General features: G+C 55.9%; 12 protein-coding genes. 10 read left to right on the top strand and 2 right to left on the bottom strand.

Annotated features, from left to right (window positions below; translation table 11 throughout):
- The first annotated feature begins 162 nt into the window (after window positions 1-162).
- From gcvT to M3668_RS02570, 4 genes are all read left to right on the top strand, one after another.
- On the top strand, window positions 163-1,281 hold the full coding sequence (gene gcvT, locus M3668_RS02585; RefSeq protein WP_251379247.1) for a glycine cleavage system aminomethyltransferase GcvT: 1,119 nt from the start codon (window positions 163-165) through the stop codon (window positions 1,279-1,281).
- A gap of 168 nt (window positions 1,282-1,449) precedes the next feature.
- Complete coding sequence (locus tag M3668_RS02580; protein WP_285835700.1) at window positions 1,450-2,895, top strand: L-serine ammonia-lyase; 1,446 nt, start codon at window positions 1,450-1,452, stop codon at window positions 2,893-2,895.
- 355 nt (window positions 2,896-3,250) lie between these two features.
- On the top strand, window positions 3,251-6,751 hold the full coding sequence (rpoB, locus tag M3668_RS02575) for a DNA-directed RNA polymerase subunit beta (RefSeq protein ID WP_251379690.1): 3,501 nt from the start codon (window positions 3,251-3,253) through the stop codon (window positions 6,749-6,751).
- 72 nt (window positions 6,752-6,823) lie between these two features.
- Window positions 6,824-10,717: a DNA-directed RNA polymerase subunit beta' gene (locus tag M3668_RS02570; RefSeq protein ID WP_251379246.1), complete on the top strand. Its 3,894-nt coding sequence runs from the start codon at window positions 6,824-6,826 to the stop codon at window positions 10,715-10,717.
- 73 nt (window positions 10,718-10,790) lie between these two features.
- Here the strand turns inward: M3668_RS02570 and M3668_RS02565 are convergent, their stop codons facing one another.
- Window positions 10,791-11,696, bottom strand: coding sequence for a shikimate dehydrogenase (locus M3668_RS02565; protein WP_251379245.1), 906 nt, complete (start codon window positions 11,694-11,696; stop codon window positions 10,791-10,793).
- A gap of 690 nt (window positions 11,697-12,386) precedes the next feature.
- Between M3668_RS02565 and rpsL the strand changes: the two genes are divergently transcribed.
- The 4 genes from rpsL (at window position 12,387) to tuf (ending at window position 16,805) form a co-directional block, all read left to right on the top strand.
- A complete protein-coding gene (rpsL, locus tag M3668_RS02560; RefSeq protein WP_083090707.1) occupies window positions 12,387-12,761 on the top strand; it encodes a 30S ribosomal protein S12 in 375 nt (124 codons plus the stop codon).
- A complete protein-coding gene (gene rpsG / locus M3668_RS02555) occupies window positions 12,761-13,231 on the top strand; it encodes a 30S ribosomal protein S7 (protein ID WP_251379244.1) in 471 nt (156 codons plus the stop codon). The genes rpsL and rpsG overlap by 1 nt, the downstream gene beginning before the upstream one ends.
- 77 nt (window positions 13,232-13,308) lie before the next feature.
- A complete protein-coding gene (gene fusA, locus M3668_RS02550; RefSeq protein ID WP_251379243.1) occupies window positions 13,309-15,423 on the top strand; it encodes an elongation factor G in 2,115 nt (704 codons plus the stop codon).
- Between the two features lie 191 nt (window positions 15,424-15,614).
- Window positions 15,615-16,805: an elongation factor Tu gene (gene tuf, locus M3668_RS02545; RefSeq protein ID WP_208887317.1), complete on the top strand. Its 1,191-nt coding sequence runs from the start codon at window positions 15,615-15,617 to the stop codon at window positions 16,803-16,805.
- Window positions 16,806-16,975: 170 nt separating this feature from the next.
- On the opposite strand, the gene M3668_RS02540 is transcribed toward tuf, so the two are convergent.
- Window positions 16,976-19,993: a hypothetical protein gene (locus M3668_RS02540; RefSeq protein WP_251379242.1), complete on the bottom strand. Its 3,018-nt coding sequence runs from the start codon at window positions 19,991-19,993 to the stop codon at window positions 16,976-16,978.
- A gap of 582 nt (window positions 19,994-20,575) precedes the next feature.
- Here M3668_RS02540 and rpsJ point away from each other — a divergent pair.
- Complete coding sequence (rpsJ, locus tag M3668_RS02535; RefSeq protein WP_168614567.1) at window positions 20,576-20,884, top strand: 30S ribosomal protein S10; 309 nt, start codon at window positions 20,576-20,578, stop codon at window positions 20,882-20,884.
- A gap of 14 nt (window positions 20,885-20,898) precedes the next feature.
- Window positions 20,899-21,555, top strand: a complete 657-nt coding sequence (gene rplC / locus M3668_RS02530) for a 50S ribosomal protein L3 (protein WP_237202277.1) — start codon at window positions 20,899-20,901, stop codon at window positions 21,553-21,555.
- The last annotated feature ends 3 nt before the right edge of the window (window positions 21,556-21,558 follow it).

Genomic DNA, 21,558 nt, shown 5'->3' with positions numbered 1-21,558 from the left:
GCTGAAAGAGAGAGAGCGGCGGCAAGCCAGGCCCTCTCGCCCGGTTCGCTAACGCTCATGAGACGATTGGCGCCAGACCCGACCAGCTTGCCGCCGCCCTCTCTGTCAGCTCCCACACCGGTGAACCGTCTCAATTATTCTTCAGTCCCGAAAGGTTCAATCATGACTCCCAAAAAAACAGCTCTCTACACCGTCCACGAACAGCTTGGTGCTTCCTTCACCGACTTCGGCGGCTGGGATATGCCCCTGAAATACACCAACGACGTTGAAGAGCACAAAACCGTACGCAACGCAGCCGGTCTTTTCGACCTCTCCCACATGGGTGAATTCCGCGTCAAAGGTGCCGACGCCGGCGCTTACCTGGACTACGTCCTGCTCTCCAACATGTCCATCCTCAAAGTTGGCAAGGCGAAGTACTCCTTGCTGCTCAACGAAGATGGCGGGGTCATCGATGACCTCATCACCTACCGCCTGGCAGACGACGAATTCCTCGTCGTTCCCAATGCCGCCAACGTCGATGTAGACTTTGAGGCTTTCCAAGAACGTCTGGGCGATTTTGATGTCACTCTCACCAACGAAACAGCTGATACCTCACTGGTCGCAGTACAGGGCCCGGCAGCAGAAGCCATCCTGCTGGACATGGCACCGGACTCTCCCGAAACCATCACCTCCATGGGCTACTACGCGGCAGCCCCCGTACTCTTCGGGAACATTCAGACCCTGGTCGCCCGCACCGGCTACACCGGCGAAGACGGCTTCGAAATCTACGTACCCAACCAGGATGCCGAGGCCCTCTGGAACCTGGCAGCCACTCGCGGTGAAGCCCACGGCGCCCTTCCCGCCGGCCTGGCAGCCCGCGACTCCCTGCGCCTTGAAGCCGGCATGCCCCTGTACGGCCACGAACTTGGCCTAGACATCGCACCCGCAGAAGCAGGCATGGGCAAACTGGTAGAAATCGCCCTCAGCAAGAAAACCGCCGACTTCGTAGGTAAAGAAGCAGTAGCAGCACAGGCAGAGAATGCCCCCGCCCGCACCCTCATTGGTCTCAAAGCCCAGGGTAAGCGCCCCGCCCGTGCTGGTTCGAAGATTGTCGACGAAGCAGGCAACTCCATCGGAGAAATTACCTCTGGCATTCCCTCACCCACCCTGGGCTACCCCATCGCGCTCGCTCTGATGAACACCGAGCACGCGCACCAGGGCACCACGGTAAATGTTGACATTCGTGGCAAGGCAGCCCCCTTCGATATCGTGCCGACCCCCTTCTACCAGCGCGAAAAATAAGCCCTAGACCCCCATCCAAAGCGCGCCTATCAGCCCACCGATAGGCGCACTTTTGGCTACCCTTTCCCGTATCACACCAAAGGTTTCACCGTGGACATCGACTTCGTACCGGACTTCTCACCGACCGCCCACCAGGAGGCTGACAACGCCCAAAGCCAGGCTGAAGCACTGAACTATGACATCAGCGTCTTTGACCTCTTCTCAGTCGGTATCGGCCCCTCCAGCTCCCATACCGTGGGCCCTATGCGAGCCACCAACCGCTTCATCGCCGAACTCATCGACACCGGCTCCCTGAACCAAGTCACCGGCATGCACATCGACCTTTACGGTTCCCTTGCCGCCACCGGCGCCGGGCACGGCACCATGAGCGCTGCCATCAAAGGGCTAGCTGGTTTCGTGCCAGAAACCATCAACATCGCTGATTCCGAGCTGTTCCTCGACCGCAACTCGGTCGACGGCACCCTGCCCCTGGCAGGCTACCCCTCTGAAGCTTTTGCTAACGGCGCCCCCGCCACCGACCTTCCTCAGACCACCGGGCCCAACTTCAGCTACCGTGAAGCTGACATCACCCTACGTCCACTCACCGTGCTACCCCGGCACACCAACGGCATCAAGGTCACTGCCTACGCGGGGGAGCGCACCCTGCTAGAGCGCACCTATTTCTCCATCGGCGGCGGCTTTATCATCGAAGAACACGAGGACGCCGCCGGGGCAAACGGCCTCACCAGTGCCCCCTACCCCTTTGGATCTGGCGCTGAACTGCTGGATATGGCAAACACTGCTGGGCTTTCCATTGCAGCCCTCAAGATGGAAAACGAGAAAACCGAACGCACCGAAGACGAAGTGCGCCAGGGCATCCTCGCCATCCGTCAGGTCATGAAAGAGTGCATCGGCTCATCCTTAGAGCGCGTGGGTTACCTGCCGGGGCCCCTCAAAGTTCGTTGCCGCGCCGGAGCCTGGCACCGCGACCTCTTAGCAGAAGACCCCCGCAAGTCACCAGAATTCGCCATCGATTGGGTCAACCTCATAGCCCTAGCCGTCAACGAAGAAAACGCTTTCGGCGGGCGCATCGTCACCGCACCGACCAACGGCGCATCCGGCATTATCCCCGCCGTGTTGCACTACGCTCTCAACTACCTCCCCACCATCCGCCACCGCGGTCAACACGTCATCGACGATGCCGTTGTGGACTTCTTCCTCGCCGCTTCCTCCATCGGAGCCCTCTACAAAAAACGCGCTTCGATCTCAGGCGCTGAAGTCGGTTGCCAAGGCGAAGTAGGCACCGCCTCATCTATGGCCGCTGCCGGTCTTGCCCAGGTCATGGGTGGTACCAACGAACAGATTGAAAACGCTGCAGAGATTGCCATGGAACATAACCTCGGCCTCACGTGCGACCCTGTCGGCGGTCTGGTGCAGATTCCTTGCATCGAACGCAACGCTATGGCAGCCTCCAACGCCGTTACCGCCGCCAAAATGGCGCTACGCGGCGACGGACACCACCGCGTCTCCTTGGACCAGGTCATTGAGACGATGCGGCAAACCGGGGAGGACATGTCCCACCGCTACAAGGAAACCTCCATGGGTGGACTAGCGGTCAACGTCGTTGAATGTTAGTATTCCTGCTTTGCTACTTGGGCCAACGAGAAAGCAGGCGGACGCACGCACCCCAGCTCCTGAAGCAACGACTTGGGTCGAAGTTTGCAAAAAGCGGCTTTATTAGATATAGACAAACGTGCACATATTGCTGTAATGTAAATATTTGCGCTTCCCTAATCTTCTGTGCCTTCATATAGCGGTGGGCTGGTTGTAACAGGATAAAACGTACGTTTCTAACCTCTTTCAGCAATCTAGTCTCACCGGCACAGCACAGGTGTCCGAGAAGGGCTTTTTTGTATTTAAGGGAAGAAGGGCGTGCACCCTGGTGGGGGAGCGGGTACGAACAGACATGTCTGTGGAAGGATCCAATATCTTGGTCGCCTCGAGCACCTCACATACCGAAGCCGCTAACGGCGCAGATTCGCAGCGCCGAATCTCATTCGCAAAAATCGCGGAACCCCTGCAGGTCCCAAACCTGCTCGCTCTGCAGCTGGACAGCTTTGACCGCCTTGTAGGCAACGAACGCTGGCAAGAGAAGGTAGCAGTCGCCGAAGAAACGGGTGACGCCTCCGTCCCCCGCGTTTCCGGTCTGGCTGAAATCTTTGAAGAAATCTCACCGATTGAGGATTTCCAGGGCACCATGTCCCTGTCATTCTCAGAACCTGAATTCGCTGACCCCAAGTACACCATGGAAGAGTGTAAGGATCGCGATGCGACCTACTCAGCTCCGCTGTACGTCAAGGCCGAATTCATGAACAACAACACCGGCGAAATCAAACAGCAGACCGTGTTCATGGGCGATTTCCCGCTCATGACCGAGTCCGGCACCTTTGTCGTTAACGGCTCAGAGCGCGTTGTTGTTTCCCAGCTGGTGCGTTCACCCGGTGCTTACTTTGAAAAGACTCAGGACCGCACCTCCGATAAGGACATCTACTCGGCCCGTATCATCCCCTCACGTGGTGCATGGTTCGAGCTCGAAATTGATAAGCGTGACCAGGTTGGTGTGCGTCTAGACCGCCGCCGCAAGCAGTCCGTCACCACCCTGCTAAAGGCTATGGGCTGGAGCGAAGCTAAGATTCTCGCCGAGTTCGGCGAATTCGACTCCATCCGCGCCACCCTCGAGAAGGACACCGTTCACACCCGTGAAGAGGCCCTACTTGATATCTACCGCAAGCTGCGCCCGGGCGAACCGCCCACGGTTGATGCTGCCCAGTCACTGCTGGACAACATGTACTTCACCCCCCGCCGCTACGACTTGGCAAAGGTCGGTCGTTACAAGATCAACCGCAAGCTGGGTATCGACACCCCCGTGAACGATCCATCAGCAGCAGTGCTGTCTCAGGACGACATCGCTGCGATGATTCGCTACCTGGTCACCTTGCACGCTGGTGGCAGCACCATCAAGGGTATTCGCGACGGTGAAGAAGTTGAGCTGCGCGTTGACGTGGATGACATCGACCACTTCGGTAACCGCCGTATCCGCGCGGTAGGCGAACTCATCGAGAACCAAATCCGCACCGGCCTGTCCCGTATGGAACGCGTTGTGCGTGAGCGTATGACTACCCAGGACGTTGAGGCAATTACCCCTCAGACCCTGATCAACATCCGCCCGGTTGTTGCCTCCATGAAGGAGTTCTTCGGCACTTCTCAGCTCTCGCAGTTCATGGACCAGAACAACCCGCTTGCTGGTCTGACTCACAAGCGTCGTCTGTCTGCTCTGGGCCCCGGCGGTCTGTCCCGTGATCGTGCGGGCATGGAAGTCCGAGACGTCCACCCCTCCCACTACGGCCGCATGTGCCCCATCGAAACCCCTGAAGGCCCCAACATTGGTCTGATTGGCTCGCTGGCTACCTACGGTCGCATTAACACCTTCGGTTTCATCGAGACCCCCTACCGCATTGTGCGCCAGGGTAAGGTCACCGATGAGGTTAAGTACCTCACCGCTGATGATGAGAAGGGCAATACCATTGCTCAGGCAAATGCTCCCCTGAACCCCGATATGACCTTCGCTGAAGAGCAGGTTCTCTGCCGTGCCGGCGACGGCTCAGGCGAAGCGGTTCTGGTCGATGTAGCCCACATCGAATACATGGACGTTTCACCGCGTCAGATGGTTTCTGTGGCAACCGCACTGATTCCTTACCTGGAACACGATGACGCTAACCGTGCGCTCATGGGCGCCAACATGCAGCGTCAGGCTGTGCCCCTGCTGGAGTCTGAAGCTCCCGTCGTTGGTACCGGTATGGAACGCTACGCAGCTATTGACTCCGGTGACTCCGTCCTGGCTAAGAAGCCCGGTGTTGTCTCTGAGGTTTCCGCTGACCTGGTTGTTGTTCGTAACGATGACGGCACTACCAGCTCTTACCCCATCCTGAAGTTCCAGCGTTCAAACCCCGGTAACTGCTACAACCACCGCGTGGTTGTTAAGGTAGGCGACCGTGTTGAGACCCGCGGCCTCATCGCTGACGGCCCCTCAACTGATAAGGGTGAACTGGCGCTCGGTAAGAACCTGCTCGTGGCGTACATGTCATGGGAAGGTTTCAACTTTGAGGACGGTATCATCCTGTCCCAGCGCATGATCTCTGATGACGTGCTCACCTCAATTCACATTGAAGAGCACGAAATCGATGCCCGCGACACCAAGCTGGGCGCTGAAGAGATTACCCGCGACATCCCCAACGTCTCTGAGGAAGTACTGTCAGCTCTTGATGAGCGCGGCATTATCCACATTGGTGCTGAGGTCGAAGCCGGTGACATCCTGGTTGGCAAGGTCACCCCCAAGGGCGAGACCGAGCTGACTCCCGAAGAGCGCCTGCTGCGCGCTATCTTCGGCGAGAAGTCACGCGAAGTCCGCGATACCTCCCTGAAGGTTCCCCACGGTGAGTCAGGTACTGTTATCGGCGTGCGCATCTTTGACCGCGACACCGACGAAGATGATCTGCCTAGCGGTGTTAACCAGCTGGTACGCGTCTACGTTGCTCAGAAGCGCAAGATTACTGTTGGCGATAAGCTGGCAGGCCGCCACGGTAACAAGGGTGTTATTACCAAGATCCTTCCCGTTGAAGATATGCCCTTCATGGAAGACGGTACCCCCGTTGACATCATCCTTAACCCCCTCGGCGTCCCCGGTCGTATGAACATCGGTCAGGTACTCGAAGTTCACACCGGCTGGCTCGCTAAGCAGGGTTGGAAGATTGACGGCAACCCCGCCTGGCTCGACAAGCTGCATAACTTCCCCAAGGAAACCGGCCCCACCACCGTGGCAACCCCGGTCTTCGACGGCGCGGGCGAAGATGAACTCTTCGAACTGCTCGATCACGCTAACCCCAACCGTGACGGCGATCGTCTGATCAACCGTTCCGGTAAGGCACGCTTGCTCGATGGCCGTTCCGGTGAGCCCTTCCCCGAGCCCGTTTCCGTGGGTTACCAGTACATCTTGAAGCTGCACCACCTGGTGGACGACAAGATTCACGCACGCTCCACCGGCCCCTACTCCATGATTACCCAGCAGCCCCTGGGCGGTAAGGCTCAGTTCGGCGGTCAGCGCTTTGGTGAGATGGAAGTGTGGGCGCTTGAAGCCTATGGTGCTGCTTACACCCTGCAGGAAATCCTGACCGTGAAGTCCGATGACGTTCACGGTCGTGTGAAGGTCTACGAGGCGATCGTTAAGGGCGAGAATATCCCCGAACCCGGCGTCCCAGAGTCCTTCAAGGTTCTGATCAAGGAAATGCAGTCACTTTGCCTGAACGTTGAGGTTCTCTCAACTGACGGTAAGACCATCGAAATGCGCGATGTAGAAGATGAAGGCTTCCGGGCAGCAGGTGAGCTGGGTATTGACCTGTCTCACGCGGAACCCAACTCCGTAGAAGAGGTCTAAACCTTTGCAGGTTTACCCTCATCGTTGCCCAGAACTAAGACTTCATAACACTAGGAAAGAGATAAGGACCACATGTCCAACGAATCTTCACTTGGTTTGATGCGAATTGGCCTTGCGACCTCAGCAGATATTCTGAGCTGGTCGTACGGCGAGGTTAAGAAGCCCGAAACCATCAACTACCGAACCCTCAAGCCGGAGAAAGAAGGCCTCTTTGATGAGCGTATCTTCGGCCCCACCCGCGACTGGGAATGCTACTGCGGTAAGTACAAGCGTGTACGCTTCAAGGGCATTATCTGTGAACGCTGTGGTGTTGAGGTAACCCGCGCCAAGGTGCGCCGCGAGCGCATGGGCCACATTGAGCTTGCTGCTCCCGTAACTCACATCTGGTACTTCAAGGGCGTGCCCTCACGCCTGGGCTACCTACTGGATCTGGCTCCGAAGGATCTTGAGAAGATCATTTACTTCGCCGCCTACATGATTACCGCTGTGGACGAGGACGCTCGCCACGAGGACCTGCCCAATCTTCAGGCCGCGCACGACCGCGAGAAGAAGGTTCTGCAGGATCAGCTGGATGCCGACATCAACCTCATTGCCCGCGAAACCGAAGAGGAACTCGCTCGCGTTGAGGCTGAAGGCGGCAAGGCTGCCGAGAAGCGTAAGCTCCGTGATAGTGCTGAGCGTCAGATGGCGTCCGTTCGCAAGAACGCAGAACGCGAAATTGAGCAGCTAGAGCGCGTCTGGGATCGCTTCAAGAACCTCAAGGTCGCTGACCTTGAAGGTGATGAGGCGCTCTACCGTGGCATGGTCGATAAGTACGGTATGTACTTTGAAGGCTCCATGGGTGCTGAGGCGATTAAGAAGCGTCTTGAGACCTTCGATATGGAGGCCGAAGCTGAGTCTCTGAAGGACACCATTCAGACCGGTAAGGGCCAGCGTAAGACCCGCGCCCTGAAGCGTCTGAAGGTTGTTAACGCCTTCCTGACCACTGATAACTCACCGCTGGGCATGGTCCTGGATCACGTCCCTGTGATTCCGCCAGAACTGCGCCCCATGGTGCAGCTGGACGGTGGCCGCTTTGCGACTTCCGACCTCAATGACCTCTACCGTCGTGTGATCAACCGTAACAACCGTCTGAAGCGTCTGCTGGAACTCGGTGCCCCCGAGATCATCGTGAACAACGAAAAGCGCATGCTGCAGGAAGCTGTTGACTCCCTGTTTGACAACGGCCGTCGCGGTCGCCCTGTCACTGGCCCCGGTAACCGTCCTCTTAAGTCCCTTTCAGACATGCTGAAGGGTAAGCAGGGTCGTTTCCGCCAGAACCTCCTGGGTAAGCGCGTTGACTACTCAGGTCGATCCGTTATTGTTGGTGGCCCCACCCTGGAAATGCACCAGTGTGGTCTACCCAAACAGATGGCGCTTGAGCTCTTCAAGCCCTTTGTGATGAAGCGTCTGGTTGATCTCAACCACGCTCAGAACATCAAGAGCGCTAAGCGCATGGTAGAGCGTTTCCGCCCCCAGGTGTGGGACGTTCTCGAAGAGGTCATCACCGAGCACCCCGTGCTTTTGAACCGCGCACCTACCCTGCACCGTCTGGGTATCCAGGCCTTCGAACCCCAGCTGGTTGAAGGTAAGGCTATCCAGCTGCACCCGCTCGTATGTTCAGCATTCAACGCTGACTTCGACGGCGACCAGATGGCAGTTCACCTGCCGCTGTCACCCGAAGCGCAGGCTGAAGCTCGCATTCTGATGCTGTCCTCTAACAACATCCTGAAGCCCTCAGACGGCCGCCCCGTTGCGGTACCTGACCAGGATATGATCATCGGTCTTTTCCACCTCACCACCGCACGTGAAGGTGAAAAGAACGAAGGTCGACTGTTCTCGTCTTACGCTGAAGCGATTATGGCGATGGACCGTCACGAGATTGAGCTCTACACCAAGGTCAAGATTATTCTTGATGACTTCGTACCCTACGAGGGCTTTGAGGCTCCTGAAGGTTACGAGGCAGGTCAGCCCGTTCTCGTTGAAACCACCGTCGGCCAGGTTATCTTCAACCAGGCTCTGCCCGCCGATTACCCCTGGTACACCGGTATTGCAGATAAGAAGTCACTGGGTGCACTGATCAACGATCTTGCTGAGAAGTACCCCATGTACGTAGTGGCCCGTTCACTGGATAACCTGAAGAACACCGGCTTCTACTACGCCTCACGCTCAGGGGTGACCGTTGCTGTTTCTGACATCGCAGCGCCCCCTACCAAGCCCGCCATTATGGAAGGCTACGAGAAGCAGGCAGCTGACATCGAATCCCAGTTCGAGATGGGTCTGATTGACGACGTTGAGCGTCGTACCGAGCTCATTGACATCTGGACCAAGGCAACCGATGAGGTTGCTGAGGCTATGAAGGAAAACCTGGCTGAGAAGAACACCACCATCAACCGCATGGTCACCTCAGGTGCACGTGGTAACTGGATGCAGGTTCGTCAGATTGCCGGTATCCGTGGTCTGGTGTCTAACCCCAAGGGTGAAATCATGCCCCGCCCGATTAAGTCTTCTTACCGCGAAGGCCTATCGGTTCTGGAGTACTTCATCGCAACCCACGGTGCACGTAAGGGTCTGGCCGATACCGCGTTGCGTACCGCTAACTCGGGTTACCTAACCCGCCGTCTGGTGGACGTTTCTCAGGATGTCATAGTGCGTGAAGATGACTGTGGCACCCGCCGCGGTCTGACTCTGCCTCTTACCCAGGTGGACGAGCACACCGGCGCCGTTTCTTTGCATGAGAATGTTGAGTCTTCAATCCACGGCCGCGCTCTGGCTGTTGATGTGAAGGCTGAAGACGACACCGTCTTGGTTACTGCCGGCACTGACGTGTCAGATATCGTCATTGATGATCTCTACAAGGCTGGCATTCAGGAAGTTAAGGTCCGCTCGGTCCTGACCTGTGAATCAGCTGTTGGTGTCTGTGCACTCTGCTACGGCCGTTCTATGGCATCAGGTAACCTGGTCGATATTGGTGAGGCTGTCGGTATTATCGCTGCTCAGTCCATCGGCGAACCCGGTACCCAGCTAACCATGCGTACCTTCCACACCGGTGGTGTCGCATCAGCGGACGATATTACCCAGGGTCTGCCCCGTATTCAGGAACTCTTCGAAGCACGTACCCCCAAGGGCGTAGCTCCGATTTCAGAGGTCACCGGTCGCGTGTCGATTGAGGACACCGAGAAGTCGCTGAAGGTCGTCATCACTCCGGATAACGGAGATGAGCCCATCGCCTACCCCGTCCTACGTCGTGCCCGCCTCAACGTTACTGAAGGCGATCACATCGAGGTCGGCGAGCAGCTCGTTGCCGGTGCTGTTGACCCCAAGGAGGTGCTGCGTATTCGTGGTCCCCGTGAGGCTCAGAAGCACCTGGTGGATGAGGTTCAGGGCGTCTACCGTTCACAGGGTGTAGGCATTCACGATAAGCACGTTGAGGTTATCGTCCGCCAGATGCTGCGCCGTATTACCGTGATTGATTCCGGTGATACCGCACTGCTACCCGGTGAATTGGTTGAGAACATTGCCTTCCAGCGCGCTAACCGCGCTGCTCTGGCTGAGGGTAAGCGTCCTGCTGCAGGCCGCCCCGAGATGATGGGTATCACCAAGGCGTCACTGGCAACCGAGTCCTGGCTGTCAGCTGCTTCCTTCCAGGAAACCACCCGAGTTCTGACTCAGGCGGCTATGGAAGGTAAGTCTGACCCGCTGGTTGGCCTTAAGGAAAACGTCATCATTGGTAAGCTGATCCCCGCCGGTACCGGCCTCGCTCGTTACAACGATATCGAGGTTCAACCCACCGACGAGGCTCGCGAAGCGATGTTTGCGCAGACCGCGACCCCCTACAACGATTTCAGCTACGCCGAGACCAACGAGGGTGCTATTAGCCCCGAGTTCCAGGCGATTCCGCTGGATGACTACGAGTTCGGTAAGTAAACCGTTCTTGAGCCGTTAGGCTAAGCCAAAGGGCGCTTTCTCACTCTTCGTGGGAAAGCGCCCTTTGCTGTCCTCAAAAACTATGAGGGAGCTCATTGCCGGTTTCTTGTAGGAAGAAACGGTGGAGTTCTGGAACATCGGGGCGTTGGCCGGTAATGAGCGTGAAGGCATCTACGGCTTGGCCTACCGCCATGAGGCCGCCGGGTAGGGTGCGCGCCCCGAGTGCGCGGGCTGCGGTGATCAGAGGAGTGTCCTGGGGCAGGTAGATAACGTCGGCAACCCACAGGTCAGCGCGTAGGAGCGAGAGGTCTATGGGAGCGCCGGGGTGGTGGTGCATACCGATGGGGGTAGCATTCACCAGACCACGGGAAGACGCCAGCGCGGAAGCTAGCTGCTCTGGCTCTAACGCCACGACTTTTTGGGAGGGGAAGAGGTCTTGTAGCGTGCTGGCCCGCGCTTGGGCTTGTTGAACTGAAATATCGAAGAGGAAGAGCGTTTTGACTCCGCGACTCAGCAGGGCGTAAGCAGTGGCAGAGCCAGCGCCACCGGCACCCAACTGGAGCACCGTATCTAGGTCCTCAGATCCTAGTGCTAGCCCGCTATCTACAGCGAAAGAGAAGCCTGAGTAGTCGGTGTTGTAGCCTACCGTTGCGCCGTCTTCAATCACTACCGTATTGACCGCGCCAAGTTGTAGAGCATGTTCAGACACCTGATCGAGGTGTTGCATAATGAGCTGCTTGCAGGGGTAAGTAATGTTGAAAGCGTTGTACCCCAGGGCCAGCCCGTAGCTCAAGAGAGTGCCGCAGTCATCGGCAGTGAAGGCTCGTTGATGAGGGCCCAGGGCATCAATGTCCAGGGGGCGATAAAGGTAACGGATTCCTAATTGGTCAGCAGCCATCTCGTGCATTGGGGGAGTGAGAGAGGCATTGATGCCGCTGCCCAGGAGGCCCACTAAAAACGATTCATCAATCCTGCTCACAGCATCCTTCTTTCCGGCCCAATAACTGCCCTGACTCCCAGGCTAGACAGAGAGGTACCGGGGCACAAACCGGCGTCCTAATCAGCGGACGACTCCCGGGTCATCTTGGTGCAGGGCTACGAGCATGGACGCTGGGGCACGGTCACTGCTGATAATGACCCTGGTACCTGCTTCAAGTGGAAGCGTCACCTGGCGCCTCAAGCCATCACCTACTGCGACGCAGGGTCTACCTACGTGCCTGACATCACCTGTTTTGAGGGATTAAAGGCTTAAATAGTCGGTTATCGGGGTGGATTAAAACCATGGTAACCGGCTATAGTTCTATGTGGAGTACTTAGCTAGCTCTTCCCAGCTGGCATCGTACGGAATACCAATGGCAGAACGGACACCGTCCTTTGGCCTTGTTCGCCCCAACTTTTGTTGGTCAGCGATCTTGAGGCCTAAATGCCATTTTTCGTCATGTCTGGGTAAAAACAGCTAAGTCAATGTGATTCTTTTGCGCGTTATATAAAAGCTCGCCCAATACAGCACGTGTTGTGCAGGTGAAACCGCAGGAGCAACACCTTTTCCACCTGGAGGAGATGTTGTTCAAACAGCATCACCTGCAAATACTTGAGGGGCTAGAGTCTAGCCGCAAGATACAGTAACCGGTCGCACCTAGCGGAGCGACCGAAACCAAACGGAGAACAAGTGCCTACAATTCAGCAGTTGGTCCGTAAGGGCCGTGCACCAAAGGTCGTAAAGACCAAGGCGCCCGCACTTAAGGGCAACCCCATGAAGCGTGGCGTATGCACCCGTGTATACACCACCACCCCCAAGAAGCCGAACTCAGCACTGCGTAAGGTCGCACGTGTTAAGCTCAACGGCGGCGTAGAAGTAACGGCTTACATCCCCGGTGAAGGTCACAACCTTCAGGAACACTCCATCGTGCTCGTGCGCGGTGGCCGTGTGAAGGACCTCCCCGGTGTTCGTTACAAGATCGTTCGTGGCGCACTGGATACCCAGGGCGTTAAGGGCCGCGGTCAGGCTCGTTCACGCTACGGCGCAAAGAAGGAGAAGAAGTAATGCCTCGTAAGGGTCCCGCTCCTAAGCGTCCCCTCGTAAACGATCCCGTTTACGGTTCACCGCTGGTTACCCAGCTCATCAACAAGGTTCTGCTGGACGGCAAGAAGTCAACCGCTGAGCGCATCGTTTACGGTGCACTTGAGGGTGTTGCTGCCAAGTCCGGTGAAGACCCCGTTGCAACTCTCAAGAAGGCTATGGACAACATCAAGCCTGCTCTTGAGGTTCGCTCACGCCGCGTCGGTGGCGCAACCTACCAGGTTCCCGTAGAAGTTCGCCCGGGCCGTTCAACTGCCCTAGCACTCCGCTGGCTCGTAGGTTTCTCAAAGCTTCGCCGCGAGAAGACCATGACCGAGCGTCTCATGAACGAGATCCTGGATGCATCTAACGGTCTCGGTGCCGCTGTGAAGCGTCGCGAAGACACTCACAAGATGGCCGAGTCCAACAAGGCCTTCGCACACTACCGCTGGTAATTTCTTCGCAGCCTGCCGACCTTTTGCACTCCGTGTAAGGTGGCAGGCTTTCGAAGTTTCTCACAAGGGAGAACAAAGTGGCACTAGACGTGCTTACCGACCTGAACAAGGTCCGCAACATCGGTATTATGGCGCACATTGACGCCGGTAAAACCACCACCACCGAACGCATCCTCTTCTACACCGGTATTAATCACAAAATCGGTGAAACCCACGACGGTGCGTCAACCATGGACTGGATGGCTCAGGAACAGGAACGCGGTATCACCATTACCTCCGCGGCTACCACCTGCTTCTGGAAAGACAACCAGATCAACATCATCGACACCCCCGGCCACGTTGACTTCACCGTTGAGGTTGAGCGTTCACTGCGCGTCCTCGATGGCGCTGTTGCAGTCTTCGACGGCAAGGAAGGCGTTGAGCCCCAGTCTGAGACCGTTTGGCGTCAGGCTGACAAGTACGAAGTTCCCCGCATCTGCTTCGTCAACAAGATGGACAAGCTGGGCGCTGACTTCTACTTCACCGTAGATACCATCATCAAGCGTCTTGGTGCCACCCCCCTCGTGATGCAGCTGCCCATTGGCGCTGAAAACGACTTCATCGGTGTCGTAGACCTGCTCACCATGCAGGCTTACGTATGGCCCGGCGATGCCAAGGGTGACGTAACCATGGGCGCTTCCTACGAGATCCAGGAAATCCCTGCTGACCTCAAGGAAAAGGCTGAAGAGTACCGTTCGCAGCTCGTTGAGTCTGTTGCAGAAACTTCAGACGAGCTGATGAACAAATACCTCGAAGGTGAAGAAATCACCATTGAGGAAATCAAGGCTGGCGTACGCAAGCTGACCGTTAACAACGAGGCTTACCCCGTTTTCTGTGGTTCAGCATTCAAGAACCGCGGTGTGCAGCCTATGCTTGACGCTGTTCTGGATTACCTGCCCACCCCCCTTGACGTTCCCGCAATGGTTGGTCACAAGCCCAACGATGAAGAAGTTGAACTGACCCGCACCCCCTCAGCTGACGAGCCTTTCGCAGCTCTGGCGTTCAAGGTTGCAGCTCACCCCTTCTACGGCCAGCTAACCTACATCCGTGTTTACTCGGGTAAGGCTTCATCAGGCCAGCAGGTTCTCAACTCAACTAAGGGCAAGAAAGAGCGCATCGGTAAGCTCTTCCAGATGCACTCCAACAAGGAGAACCCGGTTGATGAGATTCAGGCAGGTCACATCTACGCAGCGATTGGTCTGAAGGACACTACCACCGGTGACACCCTCTGTGATATCGCTAACCCGATCGTCCTTGAGTCGATGACTTTCCCCGCTCCCGTGATCTTCGTGGCAATTGAACCCAAGACCAAGGGTGACCAGGAAAAGATGTCAACCGCGATCCAGAAGCTTTCTGCAGAGGATCCCACCTTCACCGTTTCACTTAACGAAGAAACCGGCCAGACCGAAATCGGTGGCATGGGCGAGCTTCACCTCGATATCATCGTTGACCGTATGAAGCGTGAATTCAAGGTTGAAGCTAACGTTGGTAAGCCTCAGGTTGCTTACCGCGAGACCATCCGCAAGGCTGTTGATAAGGTGGATTACACCCACAAGAAGCAGACCGGTGGTTCAGGTCAGTTCGCTAAGGTTCAGGTTTCCTTCGAGCCCATCCCCCTCGATTCAGAAGAACTCTACGAGTTCAGCAACGCCGTCACCGGTGGTCGTGTTCCCCGTGAATACATCCCCTCTGTTGACGCCGGTATCCAGGACGCAATGCAGCTCGGTATCCTCGCTGGCTACCCCGTTGTTGGTGTGAAGGCAACCCTGATCGATGGTGCTTACCACGATGTTGACTCGTCAGAAATGGCGTTCAAAATCGCAGGCTCAATGGTCTTCAAGGAAGGCGCACGCCGCGCTAACCCGGTTCTGCTTGAACCGCTGATGGCTGTTGAAGTTCGTACCCCGGAAGAGTACATGGGCGACGTTATCGGCGACCTCAACTCACGCCGCGGTCAGATCCAGTCAATGGAAGACGCAGCAGGTGTCAAGATCGTTCACGCTCTTGTTCCGCTGTCAGAAATGTTCGGTTACATCGGTGACCTCCGTTCAAAGACCCAGGGTCGCGCTGTGTTCTCCATGGAGTTCGACAGCTACTCAGAGGTTCCCAAGAACGTTGCTGATGAAATCATCCAGAAGAGCCGCGGCGAGTAATTTCGTCCCCGCGTAACTCACCGCAAGTGAGTCGCACCTCTTTTTGAAAAAACCATATCCGTGAAACCGTTCTAGGGTTTCAACTCACCGGCGTTATCCGCTATTGTGGTAGCTAGACCGCTTTTTGGCGGATTGCGCCGGTGTGAAACCCGAGTGCACGTTTTCATAACTTCTCTATAGGAGGAATACTCTTGGCTAAGGCTAAGTTCGAGCGCTCCAAGCCTCACGTAAACGTTGGTACCATTGGTCACGTTGACCACGGTAAGACCACCCTGACCGCTGCAATCTCAAAGGTTCTTGCTGACAAGTACCCCGATCTGAACGAGCAGCGCGACTTCGGTGCTATCGACTCCGCTCCCGAAGAGCGCCAGCGCGGTATTACCATCAACATTGCTCACATCGAGTACCAGACCGAGAAGCGTCACTACGCACACGTTGACGCTCCCGGCCACGCTGACTATGTCAAGAACATGATCACCGGTGCTGCTCAGATGGACGGCGCAATCCTCGTTGTTGCTGCTACCGACGGCCCCATGGCTCAGACCCGCGAGCACGTTCTGCTGGCTCGCCAGGTTGGCGTTCCCACCCTGCTTGTTGCACTCAACAAGTCAGACATGGTTGACGACGAAGAACTCCTCGACCTCGTTGAAATGGAAGTTCGTGAACTTCTTTCATCACAGGAATTCGACGGCGACGAAGCTCCCGTAGTTCGCGTTTCAGCTCTCAAGGCTCTTGAAGGCGACGCTGAGTGGGTTGCTAAGGTTGAGGAACTCATGGACGCAGTCGATGAGTACATCCCGGACCCCGTCCGCGATAAGGACAAGCCCTTCCTCATGCCCATCGAGGACGTCTTCACCATCACCGGTCGCGGTACCGTTGTTACCGGCCGTGCAGAGCGCGGTACCCTCAAGATCAACTCTGAAGTTGAAATCGTTGGTATCCGTCCCATCCAGAAGACCACCGTTACCGGTATCGAGATGTTCCACAAGCAGCTCGACGAAGCATGGGCAGGCGAAAACTGTGGCCTTCTGCTCCGCGGTCTGAAGCGCGATGACGTAGAGCGTGGCCAGGTTGTTGTAGCTCCCGGCTCCATCACCCCCCACACCCAGTTCGAGGCTAACGTTTACATCCTTTCCAAGGATGAAGGCGGCCGCCACAACCCCTTCTACTCGAACTACCGTCCTCAGTTCTACTTCCGTACCACTGACGTAACCGGCGTTATCACCCTCCCCGAGGGCACCGAAATGGTTATGCCTGGCGACAACACCGAGATGACCGTTGAGCTCATCCAGGAAATCGCTATGGAAGAGGGCCTCGGCTTCGCAATCCGCGAAGGCGGCCGCACCGTTGGTTCAGGTCGCGTTACCAAGATCATCAAGTAAGTACTGCTTACCTGATGTTCTAACCAGGCTTTGACCTCGGTAATGAACCCATGCAGAGGGCCCCCGGCATTGCCGGGGGCCCTCTGCTATACCCAAAAGAAACAGTCCAGCCTGAAAGCTAACTAGCCCGATAGAGAGCCGGTCCTAGAGCGTCGGGTGGCCAAGGAGACTTATTGCCTTTTAGGGTGTATGGTCTGGTTTCTGCCAGGCTGGGATTGATGTTTGTTGGGTCCCGCTAGGGTTGCTTCCTGTAGCCGGCGGGGCAGGTGGGGTTGTGTTTGTATAGTTTCATCGCGGGCTAGTAGACGCCAGATGACTAAGCCGATGAGGGCGAAGCCCAGGATGAAGAGCGAGAAGATGTTGAGTCCACCGACGATGCAGAGAATCTGGTAGGACAGCATAGCCACTACAAGAATCACCAGGATCTTACGTTTCAGGAGTACTGTAGCGACGAGTAGCACCAGGGTGACTAGCACGATGATGAGCCGGTCGCTCCAGGGAAGAGACCAGCCAGCCACCGTCAAATAGAGGGTACCAAAGGCTTGTATCCCAAGAGCAATACTGTAGAGAATCAGGGAGGGTTTCTGTCTCCTAATGATGCTGAAGACGAGGAGCAGGCTGAAGCTGAAAACTAGGGCCTGTGAGAAATAGAGGAAAGCTTCCCGCATCTCGTTCTCTACGAGAATACGGAACACGAGGAGGTTGATACCCACTAGAGGTGGGTAGAGGCGCATCTGCGGAGCTACCTGGACCCACCAACCTGCAGTAAGAATCAGGATGGCAAGGCAGGAGAGAGCTAGAGGTTCTGCCCATACCGGGTGTAAGAGATAGACGTGGGTAAGGGCAAGACCTGTTCGGGCAGTGGTGACGTTATAGGCGTATCCCCAACGACCCAAATAGTCCTCCTGGTTGGGGTTACTGACATGTGCCGGTTGAGTCGAGACGCTGAGAGCGGCCCAGGTTTTACTCCCGGCAAGGCTCAACATTCCCAGGATCAAGAGACTCAGCGCGTCCGAAAGCCTCAAGCTGCCGGTAAAAAGAGGATAGCCCAGAAGAGTGAGGGCACCGGCGGCAAGCGCTACCTGCAACGCGGATACCGCCGGGCGACGTGACGTAATCTGCCAGAGAAGGGCTAAACCGGTAAGAAGCAGAGCACCGAGGAGGGCTGCGACTCTGATGTCTGTTCGGATAAGGGGGAGCGCAGCTAGAAGAGCTATCCAGCCAAATACAAGACCGGTGATGAGTTCTGTTCCGGCTGATCTGCTGAGCTGGTGGAATCGGATGAGCAGAAGAGAACAAGCAGAGAGCAGGGCCGTCAAGAAGGTGATGATGAGGGCAGTATGGAGAGAGAACAGTGAGCTAGTAATCATTAGCTGGACAGCAGCCCACAGTAGGTAAAGGCGAATCAAGATACCTAGGTGACTGAAAGTTCTGGGGCTGGCCTTCCAGAAGATTGCTAGCGTACCCAGCAACAGCGCTGCATACACCAAATAGTCCCGGTGGCTCATTAGAACCGCTGGCGCGGTGATAAGGATGAGACTAACTGAAACGTAGAGAGCCGTAAGGAGCAGGTAGGGGGTTTGCAGGGGCGAATGAGTATATATCTGGCCTGAAACTGGGGCTTTCTGATGAATCGGTCTGGCATCAAGAGCCCGATAGGTGCGGTCAAGTGTCAAAAGTGCCCCGGCAATACTTAGTCCAAGATAAGAAGCAATGCCGACGGATAAAGCGCTGTACTCGATACTTCCGGAGATGACCCGGTACCTGTAGGCAGCATCAACACCTATAGATAGGAGTACTGGGGTAATAACACCCGATGCCAGCAGAATGATAGCTGAGAACATCCGGGCGTTGGAGGGAGTTTCTGCCGTCCTGGGGGTTGCCAGCTCACTATAGAGATAGCAAAATGCACCGGATAGACCTAAAAATAATAGAGCCCAATAACTGTGGGAGTCTGCGATCTGCACGAGCAGTAGAAGTAGAGCGGGGAGAGCTAAACCGCCTGCAACACCAGGCAACTGTGCCCCGTGACTGAGGGGCTTAGGCATGACGTGCAGTGCTGCTAGGCCAAGAAGTAGAACTACTAATGGAATCGTGGGTAGAGCAAGAAAACCTAGGATTCCCACGATGAAGGCTAAAGCTGGGGTATGAGTTTTTAGACGGCTTCTGACTGCGACCCCTAAGGCTGCCACATTAAGGGTGACCAGCAGAGAAAGAACCAGAGTGGCTCCGACACCGCCGGAAGAGCTGCCGGATAAGGCGGGTTCCGCGTGAGCATCTACCATTATCGCTGCAACAGAGAAAATCATAGGAGGCTGGGCTAGACACCAGGTTGCCATAAGATCTTTAGAAGGCGCCCAAGGCAGAGCTGGCAAATTGACCAAGCCTAAGATTAAACAAGATATCAGCGACAGAATCGCAGTTGGGAGCAGAACATATACATAGTTATTCAAGTACTCACAAAGCCAGAGCGTGAAGTAAAGAGTAGCTAGCAGCGAATAGACGCGGGCCTGCACATAGAAGTAAAAACTTCGATCCAGAGCAACAAAAGTAACCGTGTAGAGGGTACCGAGCACAAAGATGAGTGCCGTTTCCCAAAAATGCAACCGTGTTCCTATCATCATCGAAGCAAACATGGTGACCGGGACAAAGACGCGGGCAGAGTCGTTGATCCCGCGAGTAAGCTGCACAGGTAACTGTGCTGATGCGAATCGCTGTATAAGGGCCAGAGCTGTTGCGAGCAGCAAAAGAGACACAAAGTACCAGATCAGCCCCACCTGCATTGTCTTAGAGACAGCAAGTACATCGGAGACTATGAAGGCAACTGCCAGGTAAATCATGGCCCGTGCTTTCATGAGAGCCAGGGCTCCCAAGACGGCTGCGGTGCCTACCAGTGATACCAGTAGCCAGAGTAAAGCCCCGGAAAGGGGCCACATCAGGTGATAAACGGCAAGACCGCACAGGGGAATGAGTGCCAACCCCGTCGCCGTAAAAGAGTAGGACGCCAGGCGTAGTTTTGGAATCCACCGGTAGCTGACCAAACCCGCGACGTAGACGAGTAAGGTGAGTGCGCATAGAAGAACACCCTGCATAGGAGCCGTTGCTACTGAGCTCACTAAAAGGGAGGAAGCGCTGATAATGAGAAGGCTACCCAGGTAAAGGCCGAGATTTAGGAAGATATTTTCCAAGGCTCGACGATCCTGTCGCGGCGGGTGAAGCGATACCGGCGGATTTACTCTGGCAGCCAGCACTGAAGCAGGGGGATCCCACGGGTTTGATGGGTATTGAGGTGGGGGAGATGGCAGGCTCATATTTTTCATGCTAGACCAGTCAGACTAAGATCCTCTGACGCCTTCCCATATGTTAAGAGCGGGGGTACTGTTCAGAGCTCACCGAGGGGCTCATGTGAGAGCTAGCACTAATCAATTCTGGGGGTTGCAAGTGATAACTGAGCCTGTAGAATAGAAGACGTTGTTCAAGCGCTTACCGCTTTAAGCAGGCTATGAATCGTTCAAGATTCTGGATTCTAGAGTAAGCCCAAATATGACCCAATCGATCAGTTCAAGGGCTGTGAAGCGCAAATTCATCACAAAGTACGCGACACGCCCGAGTTCGGGGGTCGGTGCCTCGGCAGGGTGAGGAACCCGGTTTTACCGGATTCAGTCTGTTCGAGGTGATGCAAGAGAAGCTATGAGTTTCTTAACCTAAAGCATCACATAAAGGAGCAACCGCTCCGTTACAGGGAAGTAGACAGAAAGAGAGTCCGACAGATGGCGGGACAGAAAATCCGCATCCGTCTGAAGTCATATGACCACGAGGTCATTGATTCATCAGCACGGAAAATCGTTGAGACAGTAACTCGTGCAGGTGCGACGGTAGTTGGCCCGGTGCCGCTGCCCACCGAAAAGAACGTATACGTTGTTATCCGTTCACCTCACAAGTACAAGGACAGCCGCGAGCACTTTGAAATGCGCACGCACAAGCGTCTGATCGACGTTGTTGATCCGACCCCTAAGGCTGTTGATGCCCTCATGCGTCTAGACCTTCCGGCAGACGTAAACATCGAAATCAAGCTGTAGAGGATCGCATCTAAATGACTAACAAGATCGAGCGCCAGGTTAAGGGCCTGCTAGGCACCAAGCTTGGTATGACCCAGATTTGGGATGAAAACGGCAAGTTCGTGCCCGTTACTGTCGTCAAGGCCGATTCGAACGTTGTTACCCAGCTCCGCAACGCTGAAACCGATGGCTACGAAGCTATCCAGATCGGTTTCGGTTCCATCGAAGCTCGCAAGGTAACCAAGCCTCTGGCAGGCCACTTCGAGAAGGCAGGCGTAACTCCTCGCCGTCACCTCGTTGAACTCCGCACCTCAGACGCAGCTGAATACTCACTCGGTCAGGAACTGACCGTTGAGCTCTTCGAAGCTGGCCAGAAGGTTGACGTAGTTGGCAAGACCAAGGGCAAAGGCTTTGCCGGTGTAATGAAGCGTCACGGCTTCTCAGGTGTCGGTGCATCACACGGTGCCCACAAGAACCACCGTAAGCCCGGTTCAATCGGTGGCGCATCCTACCCCGCACGCGTGTTCAAGGGTATGCGCATGGCAGGCCGTATGGGCGCTGCACGCCACACCACCATGAACCTGACCATTCAGGGTGTCGACGCAGAAAACAACGTTCTTCTGATCAAGGGTGCTATCCCCGGTCCTAAGGGCGGCGTTGTTCTGGTTCGCACCGCTGTGAAGGGAGCCTAATAC

The organism is Rothia sp. P100 (assembly GCF_023712425.1).
In the GTDB taxonomy this organism is placed as follows: domain Bacteria; phylum Actinomycetota; class Actinomycetes; order Actinomycetales; family Micrococcaceae; genus Rothia; species Rothia endophytica.
This window is presented reverse-complemented; position numbering and strand designations above follow the sequence as displayed.

Bases quoted from the DNA above. Each gene is read 5' to 3' on its own strand.
- gcvT (WP_251379247.1), top strand. From the start codon at position 163: ATGACTCCCAAAAAAACAGCTCTCTACACCGTCCACGAACAGCTTGGT.
- M3668_RS02570 (WP_251379246.1), top strand. From the start codon at position 6,824: ATGTCCAACGAATCTTCACTTGGTTTGATGCGAATTGGCCTTGCGACC.
- rpsG (WP_251379244.1), top strand. From the start codon at position 12,761: ATGCCTCGTAAGGGTCCCGCTCCTAAGCGTCCCCTCGTAAACGATCCC.
- rpsJ (WP_168614567.1), top strand. From the start codon at position 20,576: ATGGCGGGACAGAAAATCCGCATCCGTCTGAAGTCATATGACCACGAG.
- rplC (WP_237202277.1), top strand. From the start codon at position 20,899: ATGACTAACAAGATCGAGCGCCAGGTTAAGGGCCTGCTAGGCACCAAG.